Raw genomic sequence first — 12,365 nt, forward strand, 5'->3', positions numbered from 1 at the left:
GTAGATGATGGCGTCACGGTACCATTGCGGATCGCTGCGATCGATCATCGCGTCGTTGCCTCGCACGTCGGGTCAGGGGCTTTGGGGCCGGTCCCGCACGACGAGGTCGTGACGCGATCGGTATGCGGCTCTAGAAGCCGCACGATGGTGGCGACAGCGCGACCGGCGGAGCCGACGTCGCGCTGTTTCTGGTTACACGCGCCGTCTCATCCCGCAACCCGCCGGGGTCGGCTGAGACGCCAGATCACGCAGGATCGCTCGGCGGGGTCGAGCGCGATGCGATGCGACTTGCCGCGCAGCTCGAAGGTGTAGCCGTCGAGCAGGTCCTCGACCGCGACGGCACCGTCGTCGGGCTCGCCGAGCAGCCACAGCGGCACCTCGTAGGTGCATTCCTGGCGGTTCTTCGGGTCGAGGTTGACCATGACGAACACGCAGTTGTCGGCCTCCGGCGTGGTCTTGGCGTAGGCGATGATCTGGTCGTTGAAGGCGCCGGTGAAGACGATGTTGCGGAAATCCCAGAGCGCCGGGTTGCCGCGCCGGATCGCGTTGAGCTTGGCGATGTGCTCGCGGATATTGCCGGGCCGGTGGTCGTCCCACGCCTTCAACTCGTACTTCTCCGAGTTGAGGTATTCTTCCTTGCCCGGGTAGGGCGCCGCCTCGCACAACTCATAGCCGTTGTAGATCCCGTAGACCGACGACAGGGTCGCGGCGAGCGTCGCGCGCACCACGAAGCCTGCCCGGCCGCCGGTCTGGAGGTAGTACGGGTTGATGTCCGGCGTGTTGGCGAAGAAGTTCGGGCGGTAATACTCGCCCATCGGGCCGGCGAGCTCGAGGGCGTATTCGGTCAGCTCCACCTTGGTGTTGCGCCACGTGAAGTAGGTGTAGCTCTGCTGGTAGCCGGCCTTGGCGAGCTTCTTCATCATCTTCGGCCGCGTGAACGCCTCGGCCAGGAACAGCACGTCGGGGAAACGTCCGTTGACCTCGGCGATCACCCATTCCCAGAACGGGATCGGCTTGGTGTGCGGGTTGTCGACGCGGAAGATGCGCACGCCCCGCTGCGCCCAGCCGAGCAGGATGTCGCGCAGCTCGATCCACAGCGAGGGCAGCGCGCCGCCGTAGAAGTGAACGTTGGAGATATCCTCGTACTTCTTCGGCGGGTTCTCGGCAAATTTCAGCGTCCCGTCCGGGCGCCACTCGAACCATTCCGGATGGTTCTTGATCCAGGGGTGATCGGGCGAGCACTGGATCGCGAAATCGAGCGCCACCTCCATGCCGTGGGCGTGGCTCGCCGCGACCAGCCGCTCGAAGTCTTCGAGCGTGCCGAGTTCCGGGTGCACCGCCTCGTGCCCGCCCTCCTCGCTGCCCACCGCGTAGACCGAGCCGACATCGCCGGGCAGCGCCTTCAGGGTGTTGTTCTTGCCCTTGCGGTTGGTCCGTCCGACCGGGTGGATCGGGGTGAAATACAGCACGTCGAAGCCGAGTTCGCGGATCTCGGGCAACCGCCTGATCACGTCGTCGAAGGTGCCGTGGCGGTTCACGTCCATCGATTGCGAGCGCGGGAAGATCTCGTACCAAGCCGAGAACCGGGCCGCGAGCCGGTCGGCGATCACCTGCGCCGTCACCGGATAGCGCGAGGCGTTGACGCGTTCGGCATGGCGCCGCACGAGGCTCGCGGCTTCGGGCGCGAGGATGCGGCCGAGTTGGCCCGCCGAGCCGGTCTCCTCGGCGCCGAGCGCCGCGACCAGGGCGGCAAGGCGATCCTTGTCGCGCCCTTCGGCAAGGTCGGCTGCGGTCTTGACCAGCGTCACGCCCTCGATCGTTTCCAGGCGCACGTCAACGCCGGCGTCGCGCTTCTTCAAGGTGTCGCGCAGCCACGACGAGAACCCGTCGCGCCAGCCCTCGATCGTGAACTCGTAGCGGGCGTTGCGTTCCAGCGGGAATTGCCCCGCCCAGCGGTCGTTGTCGAGGAAGACCATCGGGTCGCGGCGCCACGCAGAGGTGCCGACGACGCGCGAGAGGATCGCGGCGTTCAGGATCTCGTGGCCGTCGGAGAGGATGTCGGCCTCGATGCGCAGGGACTCGCCGACGACGCGCTTGACGGGCGAGCGTCCGCCGTCGAGTTCCGGCGTCACCGCCTCGATGACGATGCGGCCGGCGCCCTCCGGCGTCCCGCGGCTCGGCAGGGTCGCGACCGCGGCCGCCTCCGCGCTGATGATCCGAAGCTCCCCCGGTGCGAGGTCGATGGCGCTGCCCGGATGGAAGGCGATCGGCTCGGCGCCCGGCGTCCTGTCGGCGAAGGGGCCGAGCCTGCCGCCGGTGCGGGTGATCAGCGCCCCGGCATCGACCGGCACGGGCTTGGCCGAGGGGTTGAAGAGCAGGATCACGGCGTGCCGCGCCGAGGCCGGGTGGCCGGTGTCGTAGCGGGCGAGCGCGACGAAATCCGCGTCGGGCGAAGAGATCCGCGCCTGCGCACCCTCGACGTTGGCGGCCGGCAGTTCGGCGCGCAACGCGTTGATCGCGGCGACGTAGTCCGAGATGTCGATGCCGGTGGCGTTTTCGCGGTCTGCGGGCGTGGTGTCGACGACGTGGACGGCGCGGGCGTAGCCCCACTCGTAGCCGATCGGCATCAGCACCCCGGCCGAGTAGAAGGCGGCGAGCGCGTAGCGGCTGCGCAGGTGCGCAGCGACCGCTTCCGGTCCGCCCGCGACGCCGGCGGCGAGCCGCGGCATGTCGTGGTTCTCGGGGAACGCGATCGAGGGCGCGATGACGCGCAGACGCTCGTACTGCTCGAGCGCCCAGGGCTTCCTCAGGTCCCACCACGCGAAGGAGTTGAACAGGTAGTCGAACCCCGCGCCCGCGGTGGCGCACGCCTCTTCGAAGGTGCAGCCCAGCGTCTCGGCGGCGAACAGGCAGTCGGCATCGCGATCCTTGGCCTCGCCGATCAGCGTGCGCCACGTGTCCGGCGGGACCTTGTAGGCGGCGTCGCAGCGGAAGCCGGCGACGCCGAGACCCTGGAGATGGGCGATGTAGGCGCCCCAGATCCGCGTCAGCTCGGCCTTCGGCCGCTCCGAATGGTAGTCGAGTTCGGCCAGGTCTCCCCAGACGGTCCGGATCGAGGGATCGTCGGGATCGATCGCGGCGGGGCTGGCGATCGAGCCGTCGGCCTCCCTGACGAACAGGTCCGGCCGTTCGCGGGCCAGCCGCCCGTCGTTGGCGGTGTGGTTGATGACGAGGTCGGTCATCACCGAGAGGCCGGCCGTCTCGGCGGCTGCGCAGAAGCGCCGGATCTGCGCGTCGTCGTCGGTCCCGTCGTGATCGCGGAACCGATCGTCGAGGCGCTCCGGGTCGGCCACCGCGTAGAGGCTGCCCGAGCCGCCGGTGGCGTGGAACGGGTTGAGGTAGACCCAGTCGAACCCGAGCCGCGCGATCCGCGGCAGTTCCACCGCCCAGTCCGAGACGCGTCCGACGAGGAGCGGGAACAGGTTGTAGATCCGCGGCCCCTCGACCCGCTTGGCGAGGCCGGCCGGCGGCGCGACGGCGGTCCGGACCGCTGCGGCGTCCCTGGGTGCGGTGGTCGGTGCGTTCATGCTGGCCTCGTGGTTCCGGTCGTCTTGTCAGCCAACGCCCGAGCGAGGCTTTGCGTGCCGAACCGGTCCGCCCGGCACGCCGCGCTCAGGCTTCCCGCCGCAGCACCGCGTAGGGCAGATGCGCGAACAGCCGGCCGAGATCGGTAGCGGCCTCGTGGGACGTCCCCGTGACGATGTCCCGCCAGCGCGTGCCCGTGCCGAGATCGACGCTCGTCCCGGCAAATCCCGCGCCCGACCAGGCATCCTCCGTCGTGAGGCCGGCCACCAGCCGCGGCACCGCAACGAACAGGTCGCCCCCGGCCTGCGCGTCCGAGCGGAGGTAGGCGATCACGTGGTCCACCCGCGGCCCCACGGCCTCGATCGCCCGATAATCGGCCTCGGCGTAGAAGGCCGGCCGCGCGGCGCGGTCGGCGAGCAGCACCGCCAGCGTCGCCTGCTTGACACGCCCGTCGGGCCAATGCCCGATCAGTTCGGCCGCCGAACCCTGCTCGGCCAGCGCCCGCTCCAGCGCCGGATAGTCGACCGGGCGGCGGTTGTCGGGATCGACGAACGAGAAGTCCCAGAACTCCGTGCCCTGGTAGACATCGGGCAGACCGGGCAGCGTGCATTTCAGCACCGTGCGGCCGAGGCCGGCGACCATGCCGAGATGGGCGAGGCGCTTAGCGAACGGGCGCAGCTTCTCCAGGAACTCCGAGCCCGGCGCGATCAGCGCCGCAAAGAGCGTCGCGACCGCGCCCTCGTAGCCCGTGTCGACGTTGACCCAGCTCGACCGGCGTTTGCCCTCGCGCATCGCCTTCTCGCCGTAGGCGGTCAGGCGCTTGCGGAAATCTTCAATCGCCGCATCGTCGTCGGCGTTGAGCAGTTCGAGCGGCCACGCGCCGAGGATCGCCTGAAAGAACATCCACTGGTCGTTGGCGTCGGGCGCAGGTTCGCCGTCGATCGTCGCGAGGTGCGGCCCGGCTGCGGCGCGCCACAGGTCCCAGGCGCGCGCCCATTCCTCCGGCATCTCCGAGAGCGCGAGCAGGCGCGACCGGGCGTCCTCGCCGCGCTTGGTGTCGTGCGTCGCCGTGGTGATCATGGCGTTCGGCCAGTCGCGGGCGCGCGCCGCCTGGAGCGCGTGGAACTGCTCCGCGTCGAGCCCGTACTCGCCGGGATCGCCACCTACCTCGTTGAGGCCGAGCAGACACGCGAAGCGGTAGAACAGCGTGTCCTCCAGGCTCTTGGCCATCACCGGGCCGGTGAGCTGCTGGAAGCGGCGGCGGAAGCGCAGCACCACCGACGGCTCGGGCCGGCCGGGGCCGGAGGTCTCGATCCGTCCGATCAGCGCCGCGGCGGCAAAATCGTGGACCGAGCGGTCGGGCAGCGCCGACCACCGCTTGGCCTTGGCGACCGCGCCCTCGATCAGGCGCACGTCCTCGTCCTCGACGTCGCTCTCGTCGAGGTCCGGCGGCAGGTAGCTGCGGTAGGTGGGGAAGCGCGCGATGATCTCGATCAGCGCGCGGCGGATCGCGTTGACCGAGAAGTCGCGGGTGCGCCGGTCGGCGTCGCCGATCTCCTTGAGGTCGGTGGTCAGCACTTCCAACTCGCTCGCGAAGCTGATCTCCAGGATCTCGGCCTTGGCGGCGCGGAGCTGGAAGCCGTAGGGCTCGTCGAAGCCGGTGGCCCACGCGTAGAGCCGCTTGATCTTGGCCCGCTTGGCCTGGTCGACGAGGATGCCGTCGAGGTGGTTGAGCACGTCGTAGCCGGTGGTGCCGGCGACCGGCCAGGGCCGAAGCTTCTCGCCCGGCTCCAGGATCTTCTCGACCACCACGTAGAAGCCCGGGCCGACCGCGGCCTGGAGCGCGCGGGCGTAGCCGAGCGGATCGGCGAGCCCGTCGATGTGGTCGATGCGCAGGCCGTCGATCCGGCCCTCGCGGACGTGGCGGAACACCGTCTCGTGCGAGCGGTGGAAGATGTCATTCAGCTCCACCCGCAGGCCGGCGAGCGAGTTCACGTCGAAGAAGCGGCGGTAGTTGATGTCGCTCGACGCGACGCGCCAATGGGCCAGGCGATAGGCTTGGCTCTCCAGCAGGCGGTGGAGCGGCCCGAAGCTGTCGGGCCTGCCCTTGAAGCCGTTCAGCAGCTTGAGGCTGCGCGCGATCGCCTCCCGGATCTCGGGCGAGGCCGCGCAGACGGCGGCGAGCCGCTGCTTCAGCCCCTCCGCCTCGTCCGGGAAGCCGAGGCGGCGCGTGGCGTCGGTCTCGGCGCCCATGGTGCGCAGGCGCTCGGAGATCGCGAGCAGCTCGCCCTGCGCCTCCTCGGCGACGTCGCCGAGCGCGGCGAGCACGCGGTTGAGGATCGTCGGGTAATTGAGCGGGCGGATCGGAAACTGGTGCTCGTAGTGCCAGACGCTGAAGGCGCCGGCGGCTGCGTCGAACTTCAGTTCGAGGTTCCCGTTCTCCAGCGCCTCGCCGTAACGCTCGCCGAGGAACGGGATCACGAGGTTGCGGTTGGCGCCGAGCCGCTCCCAATCGATGTCGAAGGCGTGGCCGAATGGCGAGAGCGCCCCCCATTCCAGCACCGAGAGCCACCACGGGTTGTCGGCGCCGCCGACCCCCATGTGGTTCGGCACGATGTCGAGCAGCAGCTTCAGGCCATGCGCGTGCAGCGCATCCGACAACCGCACGAAACCGTCCTCGCCGCCGAGCTCCGGGTTGATCGCGCCGTGATCGACGATGTCGTAGCCGTGGGTCGAGCCCGGCCGCGCCTTCTGCAGCGGCGAAGCGTAGACGTGGCTGATGCCGAGCCGGGCGAGGTACGGGACGATCCGCTCGGCGTCGGCGAAGGTGAAGTCCTTGTGGAACTGGAGGCGGTAGGTCGCCCGCGGCGGCGCGGTCGCGAGGCGGGCGGCGCCCGAGCGCGGGCCCCGCTCCTCGGCCGCGAGCGAGGCGGCGAGCTTGGCCAGCGGTCCGCCCGGCGCGGCGATGGCGGTCAGATCCCGGTCGAGCTTGCGCCGCCAGTTCGGATACCCCTCGGTGGAGCCCGGCACGTTGGCCTGGCTCAGTTCCGAGACCACGTCCTCGTACTGCACCGCCGTCAGCATCGAGGGCGCGCGCGCGAGGTAGCGCGCCGCGGCCTCGAACGGCGCGGCGTCCGGCGGTTCAGAGCCCGACAACACCTGCTCGGCGGCCAGCGCCTCGGTCAGGCGGCGGCGCTCGGTCACGCGCTCGCCGCGCTCCGCCTCGGCTCGGTCGGCGTCGTACAGCCCCAGCGACTGACGGGTGTCGGTGTCGACGCCGCGCCACCAGCCGACGAAGGTCGGCAGGTCGTGGGTCGTGATCGCAGTCAGCGCATCGCGCGGGTAGGCGCCGGGCGCCTTGAACCGGCCGTCCTGCTCACGCTCGAACGCGAGGATGCGGTAGCTAAGGATGCCGGCCTGCATCAGCGCGTCGGAGAAGCCCTCCGGCGCGGTGCCGAGGTCCTCGGCGATGACGAGGCAGCGATGGCGGTGGCTCTCCAGCCGCAGCACCGCGAGCATCGGCTCGAACGGCATCGTCACGTAGGCGCCCTCGCGGGCGCTGCCGCCCAGCGGGATCAGGAACAGGCGGGCGAGCTGGAAGGCGTGGTCGATGCGGATCGCGCCGGCATGGCGCATGTTGGCGCGGACCAGCGCGCGGAAGGCGGCGAGCCCGTCGCGCTCCATCGCCAGCGGATCGAAGGCCGGCAGGCCCCAATCCTGGCCCTTGGGCGCCAGCAGGTCCGGCGGCGCGCCGATCGACACGCGGTTCGCGAACCGCTCGGGATGCGACCAGATCTCCGATCCGCCGCGGTCGGCGCCGACTGCGAGGTCGCGGTAGAGGCCGATGCGCATGCCGATATCGCGGGCGCGCTGCGCCGCGTCGGCGAGTTGGCAATCGGCGAGGTATTGCAGCCAGACATGATAGGTGATCGCCTCCGCATGCGCGTCGGCGAAGGCTGCGACCGCCTCCGTCCCGGCGCGCCGGAATTCCTCCGGCCAGTCGCCGAGCCAGTGCGCGCCCTCGCCCTCGAAGTGCTCCGACAAAGCCTCGAAGGTCGCGTGCGCACACAGGTCCGCACCGCCCGCCTCCCGGAAGGCCGCGAACGCGGCGTCGGCGCCGCGGCGGGCCGCGGAATCCTGCCACAGCGCCCGGAGCACCGGCGAGAGCACGTCCCACACGCCCTGGTGGTCCACGAGCGCGGCGTCGCGCAACGCCGCGACGCGGGGCGCCATCTCGCCGAGCAGCGTCTCCGCCCGCGAACCGGCGAAGCCCGGCAGGCGCGCGGGTGCGAGGAACAGGGTGTCGAGGAACAGGCGCGACGACGGCGAGTACGGCGAGATCTTGGTGCGGTCGGCGGAAAACAGCGCGTGGACGGGGCTAAGGCCGAGGAACGACGCGCCGCGCAGGCCGGCGTCGTGGGCGGCACGGCCCGCGTCAGCGTAGGTGCCGATGCCGAGGTTCTCCTCCGAACGCAGGCCGTAGAGCTGGGCGGCGAGCCCCCAGTCGCTCGCGCCCTCGTCGGCATAGGCGCGCGGGCGCCAGCAACGCCGCGGCGCGGCGATGATCCAGGCCGCGGCCTTCCTGTCGCCCAGCGTGACGTCGAGACGGTGATAGCCCGGCGTCAGCGGCGGCAGCTCGAAGGCCGGCGCGCCGCCGGCAAGCGCCGCACGGCCCTCGCGAACGCCGCCGCGCTCGTCCACGAGGCGCCAGACGAGGATGCCCTCGCCCTGCACCGGCACCCGGGCGGCGCGGCGCGCCTCCACCGGCAGCAGCGGCGGGATCGGGCCGCTGCGCAGACGCTCGACCTCGCCGAGGCTTCTGGCGATGGCGTCGTCCGATGCGACGTCGAAGCCCAGGGCCGCGAGCAGCCCGCAGCGGGTTTCCAGCGCGGTCTCGACGCGCTTGCCGAAGGCGTCGGTGTAACCGTCGGCGACGCCGACGAGGTCGGCGAGGCGTTCCAGGGCGCCGGTCATCGGGCCGCTCCCGTCAGGAAGACGCCCGTCCAGGCGGGCAGGGTGGCGGCTGCGGCATCCGGCGCGTTCGTCCAGACCACCGAGGCGCCGCCGGCGTCGAGGGAGAAGTCCGCGTCGCCGAAATTGGCGACGAAGCGGAGCGTCCCGCCCGCGAAGCGCCATGTGCAATCGACCACGCCGGCCCGCGGCAGGACCGCTTCCGCCCCGCGATAGCCGGATTTGGCCAGCGGCACGACCACATCGCGGCGGAGTGCCAGCAGGTGCGTGGTCTCGGCCAGGATCTCGCGGTGCGGCGAGCGCGCTCGCTCCGACCAGTCGAGCTTCGACGCCGCGAAGGTCGCGGCCTCGGTCGGGTCGGGGATCACGGAGGTGTCGTCGGCGAACGCCGCGAAGCTCTTGAACTCCTGCCGCCGGCCCTCGCGGACCGCCTTGTTCAGCGCCGCGTCCGGGGCGAAGTCGACGAAGAACAGGAACGGCGTCGAGGCCGACCATTCCTCGCCCATCCACAGCATCGGGATCTGGGGCGCAAGCAGCAGGCCGGCACGGGCGAGACCGAGCTTCCTCGGATCGGCGAGATGGCTCAGGCGCTCGCCGAGCGCGCGGTTGCCGACCTGATCGTGGTTTTGCAGGAAGGTGACGAAGGCCGAGGGCGGCAGGTGCGCCGAGGGCTCGCCGCGCGGATGGTCGCCGAGCGTCTTGAACGGCTCGCCCTGGTAGGCGAAGCCCTCCGACAGGCAGCGCGCCAGCCGCTCAACCGGCTTGTCAGCAAAGCTCTCGTAGTAGCCGGAATCCTCGCCCGTCAGCAGCACGTGCCAGCAATGGTGCAGGTCGTCCGCCCATTGCGCGTCGTGCTGACGCGGCTTTCCGTGCGCGTCGCGCTCCAGCCAGCGGGCTTGGTTCGCCTCGTTCTCCAGCATCAGGTGGATGTGCCGGTTCGGGAACGTCGCTCGCACCGTTTCGCCGAGTTCGGCCAGGAAGTGCTTGGGCGAGTCGTCGAGGATGGCGTGGACCGCGTCGAAGCGAATCCCGTCGAAATGGTACTCCGCCAGCCAGTACAGCGTATTCTGGATGAAGAACTGCCGCACGGTGCGGCCGCTCTCCTGTCCGTCGAAATTGATTCCGGCGCCCCACGGCGTCTGGTGGCGCTCGGTGAAGAAGGTCTTGGCGTAGACGTGGAGGTAGTTCCCGGCCGGGCCGAAATGGTTGTAGACCGCGTCGAGATAGACCATCAGCCCGAGGCCGTGCGCCGTGTCGATCAGGCGCTTGAGGTCGTCCGGACGGCCGTAGGCCGCGTCCGGCGCGAAGGGCAGCACGCCGTCGTAACCCCAGTTGCGCGTGCCCTTGAAGTCGGCGAGCGGCAGCAGCTCGATCGCCGTGACGCCGAGCGCCTTCAGGTCGGGTAGCCGCTGCTCCAGGCCCGCATAGGTGCCCTCCGGCGTCGCGGTCCCGACATGGGTCTCGTAGATCACCGCCTCCTCGAACGGGCGGCCCGTCCAGGCGCCGTCGCTCCAGGCGAAGGCCGACGGGTCGATGACCTCGGAGAGGCCCGCGACGTCGTCCGGCTGGAAGCGCGAGGCGGGGTCGGGCACCACGAGGTCGCCGTCGATGCGGAAGCCGTAGCGGGCGCCGGCCCTCACCCCCGGGACGCTCACCCGCCGCCAGCCCTCGCCGGCGTCCGGGATCGCGTGCTCCGTGCCGTCGATCACCAGGGCGACGTCCTGCGCCGTCGGCGCCCAGAGCGCGAAGCGCACGGCGCCGTCCGCGATCGCGCTGCCGAAGGCCATGTCGTGGGTGCGCCGCATCAGGCCGCCATCCTCATCGTTCGGGGCAAGGGTCGGTCCCGGTCACGGACAGGAACGGATAACCGGGATGCGAGCCGCGGCGCGAACAGCCACGCCTGACACAGAAGGCCGACCGGCTCGCTCTGGTTCCCCGCACCGCACCCAAAGGGCGAGGATCGGCCGCCTTCACGCGATGGCAAGGCTTGCCTGCCGTAGTGGCGGCGGGACGGATCGGCGGCGGGAAGGCTCGATCGGGACATGGGACCTGCACATGCTCCGTCGGCGCCGGTGCCGCTCCGCGCGCGGGTCGATGCGGTCGATCCGTTGCGGCGCGCCCTCTTCGGATGCGCCGGCGCGATGCTGCTTGCCGCGCTCGTCCTGCCCGCGATCCTCGCGCAGCCGGCGACGATCACCACCTACTTCTTCGCCGGCGACACGGCCTGCCTGCTCGGGCTCGCCGTCTTCCTCGGATTCGCCGCCGTCGCGACGCCGTCCGCGCGGCTCGGAGGCTGGGTGCGCTTCGAGCATGCACCGGCGCGGAGCGCGGCCGCCATCGCCGTCCTACTCGCGGCCGTCGCGCTCGCCGGCACCGTCCTGGTGCATCACGGCATCGGGCTCTCCTACGACGAGGTGATGGCCGCCTTCGACGCCCGTATCTTCCTCGGCGGCAGGTTGATCGCGCCGCTCGCGCCGGAGTGGCGCCACAGCGTGCCGGCGCTGGCGCCGAGCTTCGTCCTGCCGGTGCCGGGCGACACCGCCTGGGCGTCGAGCTACCTGCCGGTCAACGCCGCCTTCCGCGCCGCTTTCGCGCTGGCCGCAACGCCCGCGCTCACCGGCCCCGTGCTCGCCGCCGTCGCGGTGCTCGCGGTCGCCGGCATCGCCCGGCGCCTGTGGCCGGAGCGGCCGGACGCGGCCCTCGTCGCGGCGCTGATGCTGGCGACGAGTCCGCAGGTCGTGGTCACGGCGATGACGCCCTACGCGATGACCGCGCACCTGGCGCTGAACCTCGTCTGGCTGTGGCTGTTCCTGCGCGGCGGGCGCCTCGGCCACGGGGGCGCGGTCGCGGCCGGCTTCCTCGCCTGCGGCCTGCATCAGGTGATCTTCCATCCGCTGTTCGCCGCGCCCTTCCTGTTCGGCCTCGTCGCGGCGCGGCGCTGGCGGCTGTCGGCCGTCTACCTCGTCGCCTACGGGCTGATCGGCACGTTCTGGACCCTGTACTGGCAGGGCGTCCTGCTGGCTTCGGGTCATGCCGGAACGGGCGCCGGGGTCGGTGCCGGCTACATGGCGGGCAAGCTCGCCGCGCTGCTGCACGATTTCGACCGGCGCGGCCTCGACGTGATGGCGATGAACCTCGTCCGCTTCCTCGCGTGGCAGAGCCCGCTGCTGCTGCCGCTCGCGGTGGCCGCGCTGCCCGCGGTCCGGCGCGGCGCGGCCCTTGCCCGGCCGCTGGCGTTCGGGATCGCGCTCACGGTTGCGGCGATGTTCGTGCTCCTGCCCTTCCAGGGGCACGGCTGGGGCTATCGCTACCTCCACGGCCTGATCGGCAGCGCCTGCCTGCTCGCCGCCCAGGGCTGGGTCGAGCTGTCCCGGGCGATGGCGGCGCGGACCCGTGCCGCTGCGGCCGCGACCCTCGGCTTCGGCTGGCTTTCCGCCTGCCTCGTCCTGATTCCGGGGCGCGGCATCGAGGTCGAGCGGTTCGTGGCGCCCTATGCCGGCGCGCTCGCGGCCATCGCGAACGACCCGGCCGAGACGATCCTGGTCGATGCGCGGGCGCTGGTCTACGGCGCGGACCTCGTGCGCAACGATCCCTACCTGCGCGACGGCCGGGTGGTGGCGACGATCCAGGGCCTCGATCCGGCGAGGCTCGCCGATCTCTGCGCGCGCGGACGCGTCGCCCTGTTCGGCGCGGCCGAAGGCGCCCGCTTCGGCATCGCGCGCGCGGACGCGACGCCGGCCGCCCTCCCCCCGTCCTGTCCGGTGCGGCCGGTGCGGCTGCCCTGAAGCGCGCCCGTCGCGCGGCGACGC

General features: G+C 71.5%; 4 protein-coding genes. 1 reads left to right on the forward strand and 3 read right to left on the reverse strand.

Translation table 11 applies throughout. The features are described from left to right. Window positions 1-206 precede the first annotated feature (206 nt). The 3 genes from ACFE86_RS09080 to treZ form a co-directional block, all read right to left on the reverse strand. On the reverse strand, window positions 207-3,587 hold the full coding sequence (locus ACFE86_RS09080) for a maltotransferase domain-containing protein (RefSeq protein WP_375455004.1): 3,381 nt from the start codon (window positions 3,585-3,587) through the stop codon (window positions 207-209). An 85-nt stretch (window positions 3,588-3,672) separates the two neighbouring features. Beyond that, window positions 3,673-8,559, reverse strand: coding sequence for a malto-oligosyltrehalose synthase (locus ACFE86_RS09085; RefSeq protein ID WP_375455005.1), 4,887 nt, complete (start codon window positions 8,557-8,559; stop codon window positions 3,673-3,675). Continuing rightward, entirely contained in the window at window positions 8,556-10,361 is a 1,806-nt protein-coding gene (treZ, locus tag ACFE86_RS09090) for a malto-oligosyltrehalose trehalohydrolase (protein WP_375455006.1), read from the reverse strand. The genes ACFE86_RS09085 and treZ overlap by 4 nt, the downstream gene beginning before the upstream one ends. A 237-nt stretch (window positions 10,362-10,598) precedes the next feature. Here treZ and ACFE86_RS09095 point away from each other — a divergent pair, with 237 nt between their 5' ends. Beyond that, the gene (locus ACFE86_RS09095) at window positions 10,599-12,341 is read left to right on the forward strand and encodes a hypothetical protein (protein ID WP_375455007.1); all 1,743 of its coding nucleotides are present in this window, start codon (window positions 10,599-10,601) and stop codon (window positions 12,339-12,341) included. The last annotated feature ends 24 nt before the right edge of the window (window positions 12,342-12,365 follow it).

The organism is uncultured Methylobacterium sp., assembly GCF_964244095.1.
Taxonomy (GTDB): Bacteria; Pseudomonadota; Alphaproteobacteria; order Rhizobiales; family Beijerinckiaceae; genus Methylobacterium.